This window comes from Burkholderia dolosa (assembly GCF_902499135.1).
Lineage (GTDB): Bacteria > Pseudomonadota > Gammaproteobacteria > Burkholderiales > Burkholderiaceae > Burkholderia > Burkholderia dolosa.
This window is the reverse complement of the sequence record NZ_CABVPR010000012.1, coordinates 16,076-33,168: the sequence shown is the minus strand read 5'-3', so window position 1 is coordinate 33,168 and position 17,093 is coordinate 16,076. Positions and strand designations below refer to the sequence as shown.

Below are 17,093 nucleotides of genomic sequence, written 5' to 3'. Positions count from 1 at the left end.
ATTTGCAGATGGCTTCGATTATCAAGAACCGCGCAGTGATCGACGACGCATGGCAGGTCGTGCGCGCGGCGCAAGACGGTGCGCTGCCCGCGGTCGACGCATTGCCGGCCGGCAAGGTGCTGGTGCCGTTCGCGCTGTGGCAGGCCGAGCGCGCGGCGCTGGTGGCCGCGAAGACGAAGGACGAGCTCGGCGTGTGGCTCGCGCCGGACAGCGAGCCGGCGGATCTCGCGGCCGATTTCGGCGCGATCTCGCTGATCGCCGTCGATTTCCCGCGCTTCGCGGACGGCCGCGGCTACAGCATCGCGCGGCTGCTGCGCGAGCGCTACGGCTGGACCGGCGAGCTGCGCGCGATCGGCGACGTGCTGCGCGACCAGCTGCTGTACATGTCGCGCTGCGGCTTCGACGCGTTCGCGGTGCGCGCGGACAAGGACATCCACGACGCGCTGAACGCATTCGGCGAGTTCACGCAGCGCTACCAGGGCGCGTTCGACGAGCCGGCGCCGCTGTTCCGCCGCCGCGCGGCGACGCCGGACGCGAAGGTGAGCGCATGAGCGCCGCGACCGCCGCACTGACGCCGGAACTCGCCGCGAAGGTCGAGCGCCTCGACGCGCTGCTCGCGCAGATCGCCGCGCGCCATCCGAACGTGAAGCTCGCGAGCAGCCTCGCTGCCGAGGACATGCTGCTCACGCACGCGATCCTGTCGAACGGTGTCGCGATCGGCATCTTCTCGCTGAACACCGGCCGCCTGCATGCGGAGACGCTCGGGATGATCGACCGCGTGCGCGAACGCTACGGCTACGAGATCGAGCAGTTCCATCCGCAGCAGGACGCGGTCGACCGCTACGTCGCCGAGCACGGGCTGAACGCGTTCTACGAGAGCGTCGAGCTGCGCAAGTCGTGCTGCCACATCCGCAAGGTGGAGCCGCTGAACCGTGCGCTCGCCGGCGTCGACGCGTGGGTCACGGGCCAGCGCCGCGAGCAGTCGGTCACGCGTGCGGAGCTGCACGAGGAAGAGCACGACGAAGCGCGCGGTATCGCCAAATACAATCCGCTCGCGGACTGGACCGAAAGCGACGTATGGGCGTATCTCGACGCGTTCGGCGTGCCGGTGAATCCGCTGCACGCGCGCGGCTACCCGAGCATCGGCTGCGAGCCGTGTACGCGGGCGATCCGTCCCGGCGAAGACAGCCGCGCGGGCCGCTGGTGGTGGGAATCGCGTGATACGAAGGAGTGCGGGCTGCACATCGCGATCACGCCGCTGCCCGCGACGGCCGATACAGGCGCCGCGCACTGAACGCGTCGCCGACGAAAACTGAATCTTGCGCCGCCTGCGACAGCGGGCGGCACGAACCCGGAAGAGAAGGACCGAAACCATGAGCACGACGCTCGAGCAATCCGCCTTTGCCCCGCCCACCGGCGCCGACAGCCGCATGGGCCATCTCGACTGGCTCGAGGCCGAGTCGATCCACATCCTGCGCGAGCTGGTCGCCGAATGCAGCAAGCCGGCGCTGCTGTTCTCCGGCGGCAAGGATTCGGTCGTCGTGCTGCATCTCGCGCTGAAGGCGTTCGGGCTCGGCGCGAACCGCAAGACGACGCTGCCGTTCCCGCTCGTGCACATCGATACGGGCCACAACTACGACGAAGTGATCGACTTCCGCGATCGCCGCGCGAAAGAGATCGGCGCCGAGCTGATCGTCGGCCACGTCGAGGATTCGATCAAGCGCGGCACCGTCGTGCTGCGCCGCGAGACCGATTCGCGCAACGCCGCGCAGGCCGTCACGCTGCTCGAGACGATCGACGCGCACGGCTTCACCGCGATGATCGGCGGCGCGCGCCGCGACGAGGAGAAGGCGCGCGCGAAGGAGCGCATCTTCTCGTTCCGCGACGAATTCGGCCAGTGGGATCCGAAGGCGCAGCGCCCCGAGCTGTGGAGCCTGTACAACGCGCGCCTGCACAACGGCGAGCATCTGCGCGTGTTCCCGATCTCGAACTGGACCGAGCTCGACGTGTGGCAGTACATCGCGCGCGAGAACCTCGAGCTGCCGTCGATCTACTACGCGCATCGCCGCGAGATCGTCCGCCGCAACGGGCTGCTCGTGCCGGTCACGCCGCTCACGCCGATGCGCGAAGGCGAGACGAGCGAGATCGCGCAGGTGCGCTTCCGCACGGTCGGCGACATCTCGTGCACGTGCCCGGTCGAGAGCGACGCGGACGACGTCGAGAAGATCATCGCCGAGACGGCCGTGACCGAAATCACCGAGCGCGGCGCGACGCGGATGGACGACCAGACGTCGGAAGCCGCGATGGAGCAGCGCAAGAAGCAGGGTTATTTCTGAAGCACACGAGGACATTCACATCATGAGCATCATCGAGAACACCGAAGACCTCGGCGTGCTGCGCTTCATCACCGCAGGCAGCGTCGACGACGGCAAGAGCACGCTGATCGGCCGCCTGCTGTACGACAGCAAGGCCGTGCTGTCCGACCAGCTGTCCGCGCTGTCGCGTGCGAAGAACAAGCGCACGGTCGGCGACGAACTCGACCTCGCGCTGCTGACCGACGGTCTCGAGGCCGAGCGCGAGCAGGGGATCACGATCGACGTCGCGTACCGCTACTTCGCGACCGCGAAGCGCAAGTTCATCATCGCCGACACGCCGGGGCACGAGCAGTACACGCGCAACATGGTCACCGGCGCGTCGACCGCGCACGCGGCGATCATCCTGATCGACGCGACGCGCGTGACTGTCGAGAACGGCGTCGCCGAACTGCTGCCGCAGACCAAGCGCCACAGCGCGATCGTGAAGCTGCTCGCGCTGCAGCACGTGATCGTCGCGATCAACAAGATGGACCTCGTCGACTACAGCGAAGCGCGCTTCAACGAGATCCGCGACGCATACGTCGCGCTCGCGAAGCAGCTCGGCCTGACCGACGTGCGCTTCGTGCCGGTGTCGGCGCTCAAGGGCGACAACATCGTCGGCGCGAGCGAGCGCATGCCGTGGTACGCGGGCGAGCCGCTGCTCGACGTGCTCGAATCGCTGCCGGTCGCGACGCAGGCGCACGACGCGCTGCGCTTTCCGGTGCAGTGGGTCGCACGCCAGGACGGCAGCTCGGCCGACGACTTCCGCGGCTACATGGGCCGGATCGAATCGGGCGAAGTGAAGGTGGGCGACGCGATCGTCGTGCTGCCGTCGAATCGCACCGCGACGGTCGCCGAGATCATCGCGCCGGTGCCGGGCGGCACCGCGGCCGTCGCGCACGCGTTCGCGGGCCAGACGGTGACGATCCGCCTCGGCGAGGACGTCGACGTGTCGCGCGGCGACATGTTCGTGACGGCTGCCGAGCCGGTCGCGCCCGCGAAGAAGCTCGAGGCCGACCTGTGCTGGTTCGACGACGTGCCGCTGTCGCCGCAGCGCAAGTATCTGCTGAAGCAGACCACGAGCACGGTGTTCGCGAAGATCGGCGCGGTCAAGGAGGTGCTCGACGTGCATACGCTGTCGCACGCGACCGACCGTCAGGACCTGAAGATGAACGACATCGGCCGCGTCGCGCTGACGCTGCAAAAGCCGATCGTGTGCGACACGTACGACGCGCATCCGGGCACCGGCGCGTTCGTGCTGATCGACGAGGCGACCCATCACACGGTCGCCGCAGGGATGATCCGGGCGTTTTCGGCGTAACCGGCGGTGCGCCGCGCAAGCGGCGCGCATGCCGGCCGCCGTCGTCCGCAGGAAAGCGAAGCGACGAATATGGGCAAGGTGTATCTGATCGGAGCAGGGCCGGGCGCAGCGGACCTCATCACGGTGCGCGGCGCGCGGCTGCTCGCCGCGGCCGACGTCGTGCTGCACGACGCGCTCGTCGAGCCCGCGATGCTCGACTACGCGCCGAACGCGCGCCGCATCGCGGTCGGCAAGCGCTGCGGGCAGCGCTCGACGGCGCAGCACTTCATCAACAAGCAGATCGTCGACGCGGCGCGCGAGCACGCCTGCGTCGTGCGGCTGAAGGGCGGCGATCCGATGCTGTTCGGCCGCGCGGAAGAGGAAATGCGCGCGCTCGAGGCAGCCGGCATCGACTACGAGGTCGTGCCGGGGATCACCGCGGCGCTGGCCGGTGCGGCGACGCTGAAGCGCTCGCTGACGCTGCGCGGCGTCGCGCGCAGCGTAGCGTTCGCGACGCACAGCCGCGCGCCGGGCAGCGCGGAGATTCGCGAGGCCGCGCGCGCCGATTCGATCGTCTACTACATGGGCCGCGACAGCGCGCCCGGCATCGCGCAGGAACTGATCGACGCCGGCCGTGCGCCGACGACGCCGGTCGCGATCGTCGAAGCGTGCAGCACCGCGCGCGAGCGCACGCTGACGCTGACGCTCGCGCAGATGGCGGCGGGCGACGCGCAGGCGTGGCTCGACCCGGCGGAGCCGAGCTTGCTGATGATCGGCGACGCGTTCGCGCAGCGCGACGCGCAGCACGGAAAAGCGCACCGCGCGTTCAGGAATGCGGCGTGAGCCGATGCGACCGAACCGACGCTGATTCGCGACGGACGCCGTAAAAAGAAAAGCGCCGGCATCGAGATGCCGGCGCTTTTTTCGTTTCGGGGGGCCCGTCAACTACGCCTGCGCGTCGTGTCCGATCTGGTCCAGGCAATAACGCGCGATCGCATCGAGCACGCGATCGTCTTCGCCGACGGCCGTCGCGCAGCGAATCTCGATGCCCGGATGCGCGGCGCGGCACGCATCGACGAGCTGCGGCAGATCGCGCCGCACATGCCCGCCCTGACCGAAGAACACCGGGACGATCGTGATCCGCGTGCAGCCGGCCGCGACCTGCGATGCGACGGCGGCGTCGAGCGACGGCGTCATCAGCTCGAGGAACGCGACGGACACGAGCGGCGCCGGTGCGCCGGCGCCGCGCAGGCGCTCCGCGAGCCGCTCGAAAGGCTCGGCCCAGCGCGGATCGCGTGCGCCGTGGCCGAACAGGACGATGCCTTGCGTACTCATGTCGAAGCCTCCGTCGTGGCCGCGCTCAGTGGCGGTCGACCCACTTCAGCGCGAACAGGCCGAGCGCGAGATAGATGAGGCCCGGCGTCGCGGCGGTGAGCGGCGCGGGCCACGTGTTCAGCGTGCCGATGTGCGAGAACAGCGTGTTCAGCAGCTGGAAGCTCATCCCGAGCATGATGCCGCCGAACACCTTCACGCCGACCACGCCGGCGCGCGTATGCAGATACGCGAACGGCAGCGACAGCACGAGCATCACGAACACCGCGAACGGGTACAGCAGCTTGCGCCACAGCGCGATGTCGTAGCGCTGCGTGTCCTGCTGGTTTTCGCGCAGATGCTGGATGTAGCGGAACAGGTTGACGATCGACATGCGTTCCGGTGACACGAGCAGCACTGACAGGATCTGCGGCGTCAGGTCCGAACGCAGCCGGTATTCGGGCAGCGTCACCTGCTGCGACCGGTACACCGGACTCAGCGCATCGGCCGGCTGACCGGCGACCGGCTTGATCGGCGTCAGCTCCGTCTCGGTCACGCCGGTCAGCAGCCAGTGGCCGGGCGGCTCGTAGCGGCCGCTCTGCGCGATTCGCACGTTGCGCAGCTGGAATTTCGAGTCGAACTCGTAGATGCGCACGTTGCTGATCGTCGAGTCCGGCGACGGGCTGCCGACGTTGACGAAGCGCGTCACGTGCTCGCCGTTCTCGCGCGCGGCGAGCGTGTCCTTCACCCACACGCCCGACTGGAAGTTCGACGATACCGACGCGCCGAGCGCCTGCAGCCGCACGCGTTCGGACAGCTGGTCCGCATACGGGCCGACGAATTCGCCGATCAGATAGGTGACGATCACGAGCGGCACGCCGATCTTCAGCAGCGAGCGCAGCGCCTGGTTCGTCGCGAGGCCCGACACGCGGAAGATCGTGAACTCCGAGTTCGCGGCCATCTGCGCGAACACGTAGATCGCGCTGATCAGCGTCGCGACCGGGATGATCTCGTAGAAGCGCGACGGCGTCTGCAGCGCGACGCGCAGCACCGCATAGCCGAACTTGTAGTTGCCGTGCCCGACCGAATTCAGTTCGCTGATCAGGTCGAAGAAGAAGAACAGGCCCGAGAACGCGAACAGGATGAAGACGAACGTGACGTAGATCTGCCGCGCGAAGTATTTTTCATAAAGCCGCATCGATCATGCTCCCGAGCGGCCGAACAGCGCGCGTGTGAATAGCGGACGATTGCGTACGCGCAACCAGAAGATGAACGCGACGATCGCCGCGACGATCACGTGCAGCCCGACGAGCCCGACGCCGAACGACATCTTGCCCTGCTCGATCTGCGCCTGCACGACGTTCAGCAGGTTCGAATACGTGAGGTAGATCAGCACGGCCATCACGAGGTTGATCGTGCGGCTGCGGCGCGGGTTCTGATACGCGAGCGGAATGCCGAGCACCATCAGGTTGATCGCGATCAGCGGCAGCCCCGCGCGCCACGCGAATTCCGCGAGGTTGTCGCGCGTCGGATTGCGCAGCAACTCGAGCGTCGGCGTGCCGCTGGTCGTCGGTACGTTGACGATCGGCTTGCTCGTGATCTTCACGCCGTAGCGCTCGAATTCCATGATCTTGAAGTTCGGCTGGCCGGGCGTGCCGTCGTAGCGGCGGCCGTCTTCGAGCACGACGAAGCGGTCGCCGTCCTTCGACGTTTCCGTATGGCCCGTCTGCGACACGACGACGTTCACCTTGCCGTTCTCGGTGGACGTGACGAACACGTTCTGCACCTTGCTCTGGTCGGGCGTCATCTTCTCGATGAAGAACACGCGGTGGTTCGCGGCCGACTCGCGGAACTGGCCCGGCGCGAGCAGCGAGATCTCGTCGCGCTGCTGAAAGCGTGCCTTGATCATCTTGCTCTGCTGGTTCGACCACGGCCAGCCGACGAATGCGAAGAACGCGATCAGCACGATGATCGGCGTCGCGAACACGCCGATCGGCTTGATGAGCCGCGTGAGGCTCACGCCGGACGCGAGCCAGACCACCATTTCGGAGTCCCGGTACCAGCGGGTCAGCACGAACAGGATCGATACGAACAGCGTGACGACGAGCATCACGGCGAGATAGCCGATCACGGTGAGGCCGATCAGCACGAGCACGTCCTTCGGATCGACTTCGCCGGACGCGGCATAACCGACGATGCGGATCATCATCGTCGTGAGCATGATCGTGAGCAGCACCATGAACACGGCGCCAGCCGTATACGCAAGCTCGCGCTGGAGGGAGCGTTCGAAGATCATTCTTGATGAGAAGAGGGCGGGAGGCTGCGCACGCGTGGTGGGGCGCTCGCGCCGCCACGGGAAAAATAGCGGATAATTGCGGCTTTCATCCTTAGCCCAGATTTTATCCGAGGACAAGCGCGATGGACTTTAGCATAAAAGGCTGTGATTGGAGCAAAGGCGAGGCGAAGGGGTTCCTGACCGGGAAGTCCGACTGCATCGTGCTCGGCATCTTCGAGGCGCAGACGCTATCGGGTGCGGCGCTCGACATCGACACGGCCACGAAGGGGCTGATTTCTCGCGTGGTGAAGGCCGGCGACATGGACGGCAAGCGCGGCAAGACGCTGTTCCTGCCCGAGGTGTCGGGCATCGGCGCGTCGCGCGTGCTGCTGGTCGGCCTCGGCAAGCAGGATGCTTTCAACCAGAAAGCCTATAACGACGCGGCAACCGCCGCGTGGCGCGCGCTGCTCGCGACGAAGGTCGTGCAGGTCACGTTCACGCTCGCGCAACTGCCGGTCGACGAGCGCGGCTCGGACTGGGGCGTGCGCGCGGCGATTCTCGCGCTGCGCAACGAAACGTACCGCTTCACGCAGATGAAGAGCAAGCCGGAACCGGCTTCGCATACGCTCAAGCGCGTCGTGTTCAGCGTCGATCCGGCCGACGAGAAGGCGGCCAAGCTCGCGGCGAAGCAGGCGGTCGCGCTCGCGAACGGGATGGATCTCACGCGCGATCTCGGCAACCTGCCGGGCAACGTCTGCACGCCGACCTATCTGGGCAACACCGCGAAGCAGCTCGCGAAGGATTGGGGCCTGAAGGCCGAAGTGCTGGGCCTCAAGCAGATCCAGGCGCTGAAGATGGGGTCGTTCCTGTCGGTCGCGCGCGCATCGGTCGAGCCGCCGCAGTTCATCGTGCTCCACTATCAGGGCGCCGCCGCGAAGGCTGCGCCGATCGTGCTGGTCGGCAAGGGCATCACGTTCGACACGGGCGGCATCTCGCTGAAGCCGGGCGAAGGCATGGACGAGATGAAGTACGACATGTGCGGCGCGGGTTCGGTGCTCGGCACGATCCGTGCGGTCGCCGAGATGGGGCTGAAGCTGAACGTCGTCGGCATCATCCCGACCTGCGAGAACATGCCGGCCGGCAACGCGACGAAGCCCGGCGACATCGTCACGAGCATGAAGGGGCTGACGATCGAAGTGCTGAACACCGACGCCGAAGGCCGCCTGATCCTGTGCGACGCGCTCACGTATGCGGAGCGCTTCAAGCCGGCGGCGGTGATCGACATCGCGACGCTGACCGGCGCGTGCATCATCGCGCTCGGCCATCACAACAGCGGGCTGTTCTCTAAGGACGACGCGCTCGCGGGCGAACTGCTCGACGCGTCGCGCGAGGCGAACGACCCGGCGTGGCGTCTGCCGCTCGACGACGAATACCAGGATCAGCTGAAGTCGAATTTCGCGGATCTCGCGAACATCGGCGGGCGGCCGGCCGGCAGCGTGACCGCCGCGTGCTTCCTGTCGCGCTTCACCGAGAACTATCCGTGGGCGCACCTCGACATCGCGGGCACCGCGTGGAAGAGCGGTGCCGCGAAGGGCGCGACCGGCCGTCCGGTGCCGCTGCTCACGCAGTTCCTGATCGATCGCGCCGGCCAGTAATGGCGCAGCTGACGACGATGCGGGTGCGCGCGCGATGACGCGGATCGATTTCCATTCGAACGTCGGCGATTCGCTCGCGTATGCGTGCCGGCTGCTGCGCAAGGCCTACCAGGCCGGGCAGCCGGTCGTCGTGGTCGCCGAGCCCGCGCGGCTGCGCGCGCTCGACGAGCGGCTCTGGACGTTCTCGCCGCTCGATTTCATTCCGCACTGCGGCGTCGACAGCGCGCATGCGGCCAGCACGCCGATCGTGCTGACCGCCGATCTCGACAAGTCGCCGCATCATCGCGTGCTGCTGAATCTCGGCGCGGCCGTGCCCGCGCAGTTCGCGCGCTTCGAACGGCTGCTGGAAGTGGTCGGCAACGATCCGGACGAACTCGCCGCGGGCCGCGATCGCTACCGCTTCTACCGCGACCGCGGGTACGCGCTGAACAACTACAAGCAGGGCAGCTAGCCGAAACCGTCGACGGAGCCTTCCCGTGACACAAGCCGAATCATCCTCGATCCCGACGCTGACCGACGTGCTGGTGCCGGGCAAACCGGTGCCGGCGCGCTCGTCCGCGGCCGATCCGCAGCCGCATGACGCCGCTGCCATTCCGGTACTCACCGACATGATCGCGCCCGGCCGCGAGCGTGCGGCGTCGGCCGCCTCGCACGACGCCGGCGCTGGCACCGGCGCCGATTCGGTCGTCGTCGAGCCGGTGCCGACGCCGCACGTGCCGGCAGTCGAACTGCCGGGCGACACGGCGGCGGCCATGCGCGATACCGACGCGCCCGCGGAGCCCGGCGCGGCGCAGCGCGTCGTTGCCGACGACGCACCGGCGATGACCGCGCCGCTTCCGTCGTCGTTGGCGGGCGGCGATTCGGCGGCGGAGGTTTTCGGCGCAACGGCCGTCGTACCCGCGCCTGCACCCGGCATCGGCGGCCCGGCCGCCGAAGCGGCGGTGCGCGACCCCGATGCGGTCGTCGCCGCTGCGACCGGCGCGTCCGTACCGGCCGCTCACGCGTCGGACGACGGCCCGACTCCACGAGCGCCGGCACCGGTCGCGCCGGAAACGGCCGCCGTGCTGACGCCGGAAGACGCGCAGCACATCGCCGAGCGCTTGCGCAATCGGCTCGCGAACTATCTGACCGGGGAAGGGCGCGACGCGATCGAGGCCCGCTGCCGCGATGCGCTGCACGAGCATTCGGCCTGGCTCGTCGGCCAGATCACGCGCGAGGTCGCGCTGACGCTCGAAACGGAAGTGATGGAGTGGGTTCGCGACGCGATCGAAGAAGAGATCGCGCGTCGCGGCGCCGGCCGCCTGGGCTGAACGGCGACGTGCGGCAGCCGGCGCGACGGCTGGCGTGCGTCGCGCACGCGACGATTCATCGCAGCGACAGCACCCATTGCGCGAGCGTACGGGCTTCGGCGCCCGTCAGCTGCGTATTCGCCGGCATCGGCACGCTGCCCCACACGCCGACGCTGCCTTTGACGATCGATTGCGCGAGGTAATCGGCGGCGTCCGGGCGGCTCGCGTATCGGCCGGCGATGTCGTGGAACGACGGACCCATCAGCGGCTTGCCGACCGCATGGCACGCCATGCAGTTCTTGCGTTGCGCGAGCGCGAGCCCGTCGGCCTGCGCGTGTGCGGCGGCCATGACGCCGGCAAGCAGCGTCGCGAGCAGCGCGTGCAATATCGTTTGTTTCATGCGGTTCTCCGCCGGCACGAACGGCCGGCTTCACGGTCCGCGCATTATAAGAGCAAAGGGAACGCACGTTTTGCGCGTTCCGGCGCGCTTGCCCGCGACGGGGTCGCATCGCGCGACGGCGCGCGTCAGCCGGTGACGGCGCCCTGGTTCGCCGGCCGCGCGAGCGCCGCGTATTTCGCGAGCACGCCGCGCGTGTAGCGCGGCGCGGGCGGCTTCCACGCGGCGCGCCGGCGCGCGAGTTCCGCGTCGTCGACGTTCAGCTGCAGCAGCAGCCGGTGCGCGTCGATCGTGATCGAGTCGCCCTCCTGGACGAGCGCGATCGTGCCGCCGACGAACGCCTCCGGCGCGACGTGGCCGACGACCATCCCCCACGTGCCGCCCGAGAAGCGGCCGTCGGTGATGAAGCCGACCGACTCGCCGAGCCCCTTGCCGATGATCGCCGACGTCGGCGCGAGCATCTCCGGCATCCCCGGGCCGCCCTGCGGGCCGAGGTAGCGCAGCACGAGCACGTCGCCGGCGCGGATCCGGTCGCCGAGGATCGCGTCCATCGCGCTCTGCTCGTCGTCGAACACGCGTGCGGGGCCGGTGATCACCGGGTTCTTCAGGCCGGTGATCTTCGCGACCGCGCCGTCCTCCGCGAGATTGCCCTTCAGGATCGCGAGATGGCCTTCGGCGTACAGCGCGCGGTCGATCGGGAAAATCACCTGCTGATCCGCGCGCGGCGCGGCCGGCACGTCCTTCAGCTCGTCGGCGAGCGTGCGGCCGGTGATCGTCATGCAGTCGCCGTGCAGCAGCCCCGCATCGAGCAGGATCTTCAGCACCTGCGGGATGCCGCCGGCCTGGTGCAGATCGGTCGCGACGTAGCGGCCCGACGGCTTCAGGTCGCAGATCACCGGCACGCGCTTGCGGATGCGCTCGAAGTCGTCGATCGTCCAGTCGACCTCGGCCGCATGCGCGATCGCCAGATAGTGCAGGACCGCATTGGTCGATCCGCCGGTCGCCATGATCAGCGACACCGCGTTCTCGATCGATTCCTTCGTGATGATGTCGCGCGGCTTCAGGTCGCGCTTCACGGCTTCGACGAGCACCCGCGCCGATTCGGCCGCCGAATCGACCTTTTCCTGATCCGGGTTCGCCATCGTCGACGAATACATCAGCGACATTCCGAGCGCCTCGAACGACGAGCTCATCGTATTCGCGGTGTACATGCCGCCGCACGAGCCGGACGTCGGGCACGCGTTCTTCTCGATCCCGTCGAAATCCTCCTGCGTCATCCGGCCCGCGGTGAACTCGCCGACCGCCTCGAACGCCGACACGATCGTCAGGTCGTGGCCTTTCCAGTGGCCGGGCCGGATCGTGCCGCCGTACACGTAGATGCCCGGCACGTTCAGCCGCGCGAGCGCGATCATGCCGCCCGGCATGTTCTTGTCGCAGCCGCCGACCACCACGACGCCGTCCATCCACTGGCCCTGCACGCAGGTCTCGATGCAGTCGGCGATCACTTCGCGCGACACCAGCGAATATTTCATCCCTTCGGTGCCCATCGACATGCCGTCGGAAATCGTCGGCGTGCCGAAGATCTGCGGATTCGCGCCGGCGGCCTTGACGGCGGCCACCGCGGCGTCGGACAGCCGTTGCAGGCCCGCGTTGCACGGTGTGATCGTCGAGTGGCCGTTCGCGATGCCGATCATCGGCTTGTCGAAATCGTCCTTCTGATAGCCGAGCGCGTAATACATCGAGCGGTTCGGCGAACGCGCGACGCCTTGCGTGATGTGCTTCGAGCGGCGGTTGTAGGGCATGGGGGACTCCGTGGTCGTGTGGGCGGCGCGTGCAGCGGCGCGCCGGTTCGAATGCGACAAGAATGAAGTTTCGACTTTCGGATGTCCAATATATTATTCAACGCTTATTAAGTCGTTTTTCGAATGAGTGGAGCATGGCCGATCCGACGCCCGACCTGCGCCAATGGCGCTATTTCGCGACCGTTGCCGACGAGCGCCATTTCGGCCGCGCCGCGGAGCGGCTGGCGATGACGCAGCCGCCGCTGTCGCAGGCGATCCGGGCGCTGGAGGACACGCTCGGCGTTGCGCTGTTCGTACGGACGAAGCGTTCGGTCGCGCTGACGGCGGTCGGCGCCGCGCTGCTGCCCGACGTGCGCCGGCTGCTCGCCGCGGCCGATGCGCTGCCGCCGCTCGCGCGGCGGCTTGCGCGCGGCGAGGCCGGCTCGCTGTCGCTCGCATTCGTATCGACCGCCGACTACGGGCTGCTGCCGTCGCTGCTGCGCGCGTTCGGTGCGCGCTTTCCGCAGGTGCGTCTGCAGCTTGCCGAGGCGACCAGCGACGTGCAGATCGACGAACTGGTGGCCGGCCGCATCGACGCGGGGCTCGTGATACCGCCGGTGCCGCCGCGACACGCGGCCGGGCTGTCGTATCTGCCGGTGGTGCGCGAGCCGCTCGTCGTCGCGATGCCGGCCGCCGCTTCCGACGCGGGCGAAGACGAGCCCGTGCATCTGGCGGACGTCGCCGCGCTGCCGCTCGTGATCTTCCCGCGCCGTTTGGCGCCCGGCTTTTATGACATCATTACGGGCTGCTACGGCGCGGCGGGGGAAACCCCGCGCATCGGCCAGGAAGCGATCCAGATGCAGACGATCGTCAGTCTCGTATCGGCCGGCATGGGCGTCGCACTGGTGCCGCAATCGCTGCGTAACCTGCGGCGCACCGGCGTCGTCTATCGGCCGCTGGCCGGCGCCGCACCGGTCGTCGAAACAGGTCTCGTGTGGCGCACGGGCGACGTGAGTCCCGTGCTCGCGGGCTTCATCGACGTCGTACGCGCGCAGGCGGCGCTCGACGCATGACGCGAACGATCGCGCACCGGCGTCGTCCAATGCGCGGTCCGGCGTCTCTGCGCGCGCCGTGCCGCATTCGAAAACTTCACCGCTAACCCATGATCATTCACCCGAATTTCGACCCCGTTGCGATCCATCTCGGGCCGCTGGCCGTGCGCTGGTACGGCCTCATGTATCTCGTCGGCTTCATCGCGGCGATCGTCATCGGCCGGCTCCGCCTGAAGCTGCCGCACGTCGCCGCGCAGGGATGGACCGCGAAGGACATCGACGACATGATGTTCTACGGCGTGCTCGGCACCGTGCTCGGCGGCCGGCTCGGCTACGTGCTGTTCTACAAGGCCGACTTCTATTTCTCGCACCCGCTCGACGTGTTCAAGGTATGGGAAGGCGGGATGTCGTTTCACGGCGGGTTTCTCGGCGTGACGCTCGCGATGATGCTGTTCGCATGGCAGCGCAAGCGCCATTGGCTGCAGGTCACCGATTTCGTCGCGCCGATGGTGCCGACCGGGCTCGCGGCGGGGCGGCTCGGCAACTTCATCAACGGCGAGCTGTGGGGCCGCGTGACCGATCCGTCCGCGCCGTGGGCGATGCTGTTCCCCGGCGCGATGCGGGACGATGCCGCATGGCTGCCGAAGCATCCGGAACTCGTCGAGAAGTGGCATCTTGCCGACGTGTTCATGCAGTACCAGATGCTGCCGCGCCATCCTTCGCAGCTCTACGAAATCGCGCTCGAGGGCATCGTGCTGTTCTTCGTGCTGTTCTTCTTCTCGCGCAAGTCGCGGCCGATGGGTGCGGTGTCCGCGCTGTTCCTGATCGGCTACGGTCTCGCGCGCTTCACCGTCGAGTTCGCACGCGAGCCGGACGACTTCCTCGGGCTGCTCGCGCTCGGGCTGTCGATGGGGCAGTGGCTGTCGCTGCCGATGATCGTGGCCGGTGTCGCGTTGATGGTGTGGGCGTATCGCCGCCGCGCGGCGAACGCGAACGCGACCGCGTGATCTGCCGACGATGATGGATGCGCGTGCGCATGCATGAGTGCAATACGTCGCATTCGTTCGAATGAAAAACGCCGGCCCGCGGGCCGGCGTTTTCGTATCGGCCGCCGACGAGCGGCCCTCGTCGTGCAGACGCTGCGCGTTACTTCATCTGCACCGAGCCGTTGACGGTGACCGACACGGTCGCCTTGCCGCCTTCGACCGAGATCGGCGCGCTCATCTTCGCGCTGTCCATCGGCGCGGCCGCCATCGCCATCATCCGCGGATACGGCTGCACGTTGCGGCCGCCGCCGACGTTTACGTCGCGAATCGAATAGCTGCTGTAGCCGAACGCTTTCGCGGCCTCGTCCGCGCGTGCGCGGAACGACTTGATCGCTTCGGTCGTCAGCTTCTGCTCGGCCGTGCGCTGCGCTTCGGGCGACAGCGAGAACTCGACGTTCGCGATCTGCATCTGGTTCGACAGCTGCCCCGCGAGCTTCGATGCCGCGGCGAAATCGCGCGATTCGAGCACGACTTCCGTCCGCCCGCGCCATGCGGAGATCTTCCCGTCGCGATCGGTGCTCGGATACACGGAGAACGCGCCGGTGTGCGCGGTGACGCCCGATACGCCCTTCGCCTGCGCGAGCGCCGCATCGGCGCGCTGGTTCAGCGCGGCGGTCAGGCTGCCCGGATCCTTCGCCTGCTGCTCGTAGAACAGCGTGATGTGGATGATGTCCTGCGGTACGTCGGCGCTCGCCTGCGCGGACAGCGACAGCACGCCGGCCGGCTCCGGAAAGTGCGGATTCGCGGCCTGCGCGTGCGCGGCCGGCGACGCGAGCGTCAGTGCGACGGGAACGGCGGCGGCCAGAACGAGCGACAGCGCGAGTGCGGATTTCTTGGTCATTGTTGGACTCCTTGTGCGAGGGCGCGCACGCGATTCGTGCGTACGCGACGCGGGCGTGCCGCGCGACGAAAAAACGGCTGCCGGCGCGCTCGCGCCGACAGCGGTTGCTTAGGCCGCGCGAAGCTGCGGCGAGTTCCGTGGAGACGGCGCGCGTTTGACGGGATTTGACGTTTGGCGCGGCTACTTCATCAGCTTTTCGGTGATGAAGCGCCATTCGGCACGCGTGACGGGCGTGATCGACAGCCGGTTGCCGCGCGCGAGCACGCGCATGTCCGCGAGTTCGTCGTGCTCGCGCAGCGCGGCGAGCGGCACGAGCGGCGACTTCTTCACGAAGCGCACGTCGACGAGCAGCCAGCGCGGCGCTTCCTGCGTCGATTTCGGATCGTAGTACGGGCTTTTCGGATCGAACTGCGTGGGATCGGGATAGGGCGTCGACGCGACTTCGGCGAGGCCGGCGATGCCGGGCTCGGGACAGCTCGAGTGATAGAACAGCACGCCGTCGCCGATCTTCATCGTGTCGCGCATGAAATTGCGCGCCTGATAGTTGCGCACGCCGGTCCAGGGCAACGTGCGTTGCGGTGCGTTCGCGAGATCGTCGATGCTCGCTTCGTCCGGTTCGGACTTCATCAGCCAATATTGCATGGATTGTGATCGACGCAGAAAGAGGCTGCTACAAAAGGAAACGGCATCGGGACGCGCCCGATGCCGTTGAATAGGCCCCCGCCTTGGCCGCTAGGCCGGCATCCTGAACCTGAGGTTCAGAATTGGTCGCAGTTAGCAGCACTTCGGGTACATCAGACAGAGTGACGCGCGCGCCCGTGCTACAAATTTCCGCAACCGTGCACATGGCATTGGTTCAAGGAATATATGACCTTGGCGAACCAGGCAGGGAAGCTGACTGAACTGTGTTTCGTTGCGCCAATTTGAACACCGTTGATCGTCGAGATCAAGCGGAATCGACGCATCGATTCGAACCTTACTGCGCTCCGTGCTGTGCGAGCACTGCGCCGAGCTGTTCGTTCATCTGGCGCATTGTACGACGGATTTCTTCGGCCGGAAATGCTTCACCGTGCCGCACGCTCGTTTGCAGTCGCAGCAATTCCGATGCGAGCGACAGCGCGGCCATCACCGCGATGCGATCGGTGCCGCGCACCGAGCTGTTCGCGCGGATTTTCGACATTTCCGCGTCGACGCGGGCGACGGCCTCGAGCAGCGCCGCTTCGGTCTCTGCAGAACAGGCGAGCCGGTACGGCTGGCCGAGAATCGAGACTTCGATCTGCTTCGTGCTCATGCGTGTTCTCCGTGGCTGGCCGCGTCGTCGCTACCGGTGCCGGCCTGCGCATCGAGCAGGTCGAGCTGGTTGTCGGCTTGCTCGACGCTCTTCGTGCGCGGCAGCTTTTCGAGGATCGCGTTCAGCTTGACCTGCGCGTCGTCAATCTTCGCCGACAGCGTGTCGCGCTCGGCCGCCAGTGCATTGCGTTCGTCACGCAGCTGCGCGAGTTCCGCGCGGACCGTGTCCGCTTCCGCGCGCAGTTGCGCGACCTGCTCCTCGAGCGCGAGCCGTTCCGAGTGATAGCGCTTGTTCAGCGAAATCAGACGGCCAATGTTCTGAGATAGGGTTTCGAGTTCGTTGAGCATCTGCTGCGTCCTCTAAAGACCCAGCATTTTAGCGCGGAATAACGCGCATTCCGACATCTGTAACGTTTCCAGTCGTAACACCCCTGCTTCTTGCCGCGAATGTGCGTATCGCGCGTTCGGCCCGCGCGTTCCTTGACGCTCGCGCAGCCCGCTC

The 17,093-nt window shown here is 67.4% G+C and carries 19 protein-coding genes and 1 other RNA gene; 10 read left to right on the top strand and 10 right to left on the bottom strand.

Annotation, left to right across the window (positions count from 1 at the left end):
- The first annotated feature begins 8 nt into the window (after window positions 1-8).
- The 5 genes from BUB20358_RS07940 (at window position 9) to cobA (ending at window position 4,497) form a co-directional block, all read left to right on the top strand.
- The gene (locus BUB20358_RS07940; RefSeq protein WP_006763635.1) at window positions 9-551 is read left to right on the top strand and encodes a DUF934 domain-containing protein; all 543 of its coding nucleotides are present in this window, start codon (window positions 9-11) and stop codon (window positions 549-551) included.
- Window positions 548-1,294 carry a phosphoadenylyl-sulfate reductase gene (locus BUB20358_RS07935; protein ID WP_006763636.1) on the top strand — a complete coding sequence of 249 codons (747 nt, stop codon included), beginning with the start codon at window positions 548-550 and terminating at the stop codon, window positions 1,292-1,294. The genes BUB20358_RS07940 and BUB20358_RS07935 overlap by 4 nt, the downstream gene beginning before the upstream one ends.
- A gap of 79 nt (window positions 1,295-1,373) precedes the next feature.
- A complete protein-coding gene (cysD, locus tag BUB20358_RS07930) occupies window positions 1,374-2,336 on the top strand; it encodes a sulfate adenylyltransferase subunit CysD (RefSeq protein WP_006763637.1) in 963 nt (320 codons plus the stop codon).
- A gap of 22 nt (window positions 2,337-2,358) precedes the next feature.
- Window positions 2,359-3,675, top strand: coding sequence for a sulfate adenylyltransferase subunit 1 (locus BUB20358_RS07925; RefSeq protein WP_006763638.1), 1,317 nt, complete (start codon window positions 2,359-2,361; stop codon window positions 3,673-3,675).
- Between the two features lie 69 nt (window positions 3,676-3,744).
- A complete protein-coding gene (gene cobA, locus BUB20358_RS07920; RefSeq protein WP_006763639.1) occupies window positions 3,745-4,497 on the top strand; it encodes a uroporphyrinogen-III C-methyltransferase in 753 nt (250 codons plus the stop codon).
- Window positions 4,498-4,599: 102 nt separating this feature from the next.
- Here the strand turns inward: cobA and BUB20358_RS07915 are convergent, their stop codons facing one another.
- The 3 genes from BUB20358_RS07915 to lptF are packed head-to-tail and all read right to left on the bottom strand — an operon-like array spanning window position 4,600 to window position 7,261.
- Entirely contained in the window at window positions 4,600-4,989 is a 390-nt protein-coding gene (locus BUB20358_RS07915) for a sirohydrochlorin chelatase (protein ID WP_006763640.1), read from the bottom strand.
- A gap of 25 nt (window positions 4,990-5,014) precedes the next feature.
- Window positions 5,015-6,163: an LPS export ABC transporter permease LptG gene (gene lptG / locus BUB20358_RS07910; RefSeq protein WP_006763641.1), complete on the bottom strand. Its 1,149-nt coding sequence runs from the start codon at window positions 6,161-6,163 to the stop codon at window positions 5,015-5,017.
- A gap of 3 nt (window positions 6,164-6,166) precedes the next feature.
- Window positions 6,167-7,261, bottom strand: coding sequence for an LPS export ABC transporter permease LptF (lptF, locus tag BUB20358_RS07905; RefSeq protein ID WP_006763642.1), 1,095 nt, complete (start codon window positions 7,259-7,261; stop codon window positions 6,167-6,169).
- Between the two features lie 122 nt (window positions 7,262-7,383).
- On the opposite strand from lptF, the gene BUB20358_RS07900 reads away from it, so the two are divergent.
- Genes BUB20358_RS07900 through BUB20358_RS07890 form a run of 3 tightly spaced genes read left to right on the top strand, consistent with a single transcriptional unit; the run spans window position 7,384 to window position 10,205 of the window.
- Window positions 7,384-8,895 carry a leucyl aminopeptidase gene (locus BUB20358_RS07900; protein WP_006763643.1) on the top strand — a complete coding sequence of 504 codons (1,512 nt, stop codon included), beginning with the start codon at window positions 7,384-7,386 and terminating at the stop codon, window positions 8,893-8,895.
- A gap of 34 nt (window positions 8,896-8,929) precedes the next feature.
- On the top strand, window positions 8,930-9,346 hold the full coding sequence (locus BUB20358_RS07895) for a DNA polymerase III subunit chi (RefSeq protein ID WP_006763644.1): 417 nt from the start codon (window positions 8,930-8,932) through the stop codon (window positions 9,344-9,346).
- 25 nt (window positions 9,347-9,371) lie between these two features.
- Window positions 9,372-10,205, top strand: a complete 834-nt coding sequence (locus tag BUB20358_RS07890; RefSeq protein ID WP_035971869.1) for a DUF2486 family protein — start codon at window positions 9,372-9,374, stop codon at window positions 10,203-10,205.
- Between the two features lie 55 nt (window positions 10,206-10,260).
- Here BUB20358_RS07890 and BUB20358_RS07885 read toward each other — a convergent pair whose 3' ends face one another.
- On the bottom strand, window positions 10,261-10,584 hold the full coding sequence (locus BUB20358_RS07885) for a c-type cytochrome (RefSeq protein ID WP_035971870.1): 324 nt from the start codon (window positions 10,582-10,584) through the stop codon (window positions 10,261-10,263).
- A gap of 125 nt (window positions 10,585-10,709) precedes the next feature.
- Window positions 10,710-12,383, bottom strand: coding sequence for a dihydroxy-acid dehydratase (ilvD, locus tag BUB20358_RS07880; protein ID WP_006763647.1), 1,674 nt, complete (start codon window positions 12,381-12,383; stop codon window positions 10,710-10,712).
- Between the two features lie 134 nt (window positions 12,384-12,517).
- Between ilvD and BUB20358_RS07875 the strand changes: the two genes are divergently transcribed.
- Together BUB20358_RS07875 and lgt are read left to right on the top strand one after the other, a co-directional pair.
- Entirely contained in the window at window positions 12,518-13,435 is a 918-nt protein-coding gene (locus BUB20358_RS07875) for a LysR family transcriptional regulator (RefSeq protein WP_006763648.1), read from the top strand.
- An 89-nt stretch (window positions 13,436-13,524) separates the two neighbouring features.
- Window positions 13,525-14,421 carry a prolipoprotein diacylglyceryl transferase gene (lgt, locus tag BUB20358_RS07870; RefSeq protein ID WP_035971872.1) on the top strand — a complete coding sequence of 299 codons (897 nt, stop codon included), beginning with the start codon at window positions 13,525-13,527 and terminating at the stop codon, window positions 14,419-14,421.
- 139 nt (window positions 14,422-14,560) lie between these two features.
- Here lgt and BUB20358_RS07865 read toward each other — a convergent pair whose 3' ends face one another.
- From BUB20358_RS07865 to BUB20358_RS07845, 5 genes are all read right to left on the bottom strand, one after another.
- Window positions 14,561-15,301: an SIMPL domain-containing protein gene (locus BUB20358_RS07865; RefSeq protein ID WP_006763650.1), complete on the bottom strand. Its 741-nt coding sequence runs from the start codon at window positions 15,299-15,301 to the stop codon at window positions 14,561-14,563.
- Between the two features lie 180 nt (window positions 15,302-15,481).
- Window positions 15,482-15,943, bottom strand: a complete 462-nt coding sequence (locus BUB20358_RS07860) for an EVE domain-containing protein (RefSeq protein ID WP_006763651.1) — start codon at window positions 15,941-15,943, stop codon at window positions 15,482-15,484.
- Between the two features lie 71 nt (window positions 15,944-16,014).
- A non-coding RNA gene (gene ssrS, locus BUB20358_RS07855) (6S RNA) lies at window positions 16,015-16,196 on the bottom strand.
- Between the two features lie 81 nt (window positions 16,197-16,277).
- Complete coding sequence (locus BUB20358_RS07850; RefSeq protein ID WP_006763652.1) at window positions 16,278-16,592, bottom strand: cell division protein ZapA; 315 nt, start codon at window positions 16,590-16,592, stop codon at window positions 16,278-16,280.
- Entirely contained in the window at window positions 16,589-16,939 is a 351-nt protein-coding gene (locus BUB20358_RS07845) for a hypothetical protein (RefSeq protein ID WP_006763653.1), read from the bottom strand. The genes BUB20358_RS07850 and BUB20358_RS07845 overlap by 4 nt, the downstream gene beginning before the upstream one ends.
- Between the last annotated feature and the right edge of the window lie 154 nt (window positions 16,940-17,093).

Excerpts from the sequence above, each read along its gene's own strand:
- BUB20358_RS07865 (WP_006763650.1), bottom strand. The coding sequence starts at position 15,301 with ATGACCAAGAAATCCGCACTCGCGCTGTCGCTCGTTCTGGCCGCCGCC.
- cobA (WP_006763639.1), top strand. The coding sequence starts at position 3,745 with ATGGGCAAGGTGTATCTGATCGGAGCAGGGCCGGGCGCAGCGGACCTC.
- BUB20358_RS07915 (WP_006763640.1), bottom strand. The coding sequence starts at position 4,989 with ATGAGTACGCAAGGCATCGTCCTGTTCGGCCACGGCGCACGCGATCCG.
- BUB20358_RS07895 (WP_006763644.1), top strand. The coding sequence starts at position 8,930 with ATGACGCGGATCGATTTCCATTCGAACGTCGGCGATTCGCTCGCGTAT.
- BUB20358_RS07900 (WP_006763643.1), top strand. The coding sequence starts at position 7,384 with ATGGACTTTAGCATAAAAGGCTGTGATTGGAGCAAAGGCGAGGCGAAG.
- BUB20358_RS07935 (WP_006763636.1), top strand. The coding sequence starts at position 548 with ATGAGCGCCGCGACCGCCGCACTGACGCCGGAACTCGCCGCGAAGGTC.
- ilvD (WP_006763647.1), bottom strand. The coding sequence starts at position 12,383 with ATGCCCTACAACCGCCGCTCGAAGCACATCACGCAAGGCGTCGCGCGT.
- cysD (WP_006763637.1), top strand. The coding sequence starts at position 1,374 with ATGAGCACGACGCTCGAGCAATCCGCCTTTGCCCCGCCCACCGGCGCC.
- BUB20358_RS07845 (WP_006763653.1), bottom strand. The coding sequence starts at position 16,939 with ATGCTCAACGAACTCGAAACCCTATCTCAGAACATTGGCCGTCTGATT.
- BUB20358_RS07850 (WP_006763652.1), bottom strand. The coding sequence starts at position 16,592 with ATGAGCACGAAGCAGATCGAAGTCTCGATTCTCGGCCAGCCGTACCGG.
- BUB20358_RS07940 (WP_006763635.1), top strand. The coding sequence starts at position 9 with ATGGCTTCGATTATCAAGAACCGCGCAGTGATCGACGACGCATGGCAG.
- BUB20358_RS07875 (WP_006763648.1), top strand. The coding sequence starts at position 12,518 with ATGGCCGATCCGACGCCCGACCTGCGCCAATGGCGCTATTTCGCGACC.
- lgt (WP_035971872.1), top strand. The coding sequence starts at position 13,525 with ATGATCATTCACCCGAATTTCGACCCCGTTGCGATCCATCTCGGGCCG.
- BUB20358_RS07925 (WP_006763638.1), top strand. The coding sequence starts at position 2,359 with ATGAGCATCATCGAGAACACCGAAGACCTCGGCGTGCTGCGCTTCATC.
- lptF (WP_006763642.1), bottom strand. The coding sequence starts at position 7,261 with ATGATCTTCGAACGCTCCCTCCAGCGCGAGCTTGCGTATACGGCTGGC.
- BUB20358_RS07860 (WP_006763651.1), bottom strand. The coding sequence starts at position 15,943 with ATGCAATATTGGCTGATGAAGTCCGAACCGGACGAAGCGAGCATCGAC.
- lptG (WP_006763641.1), bottom strand. The coding sequence starts at position 6,163 with ATGCGGCTTTATGAAAAATACTTCGCGCGGCAGATCTACGTCACGTTC.
- BUB20358_RS07885 (WP_035971870.1), bottom strand. The coding sequence starts at position 10,584 with ATGAAACAAACGATATTGCACGCGCTGCTCGCGACGCTGCTTGCCGGC.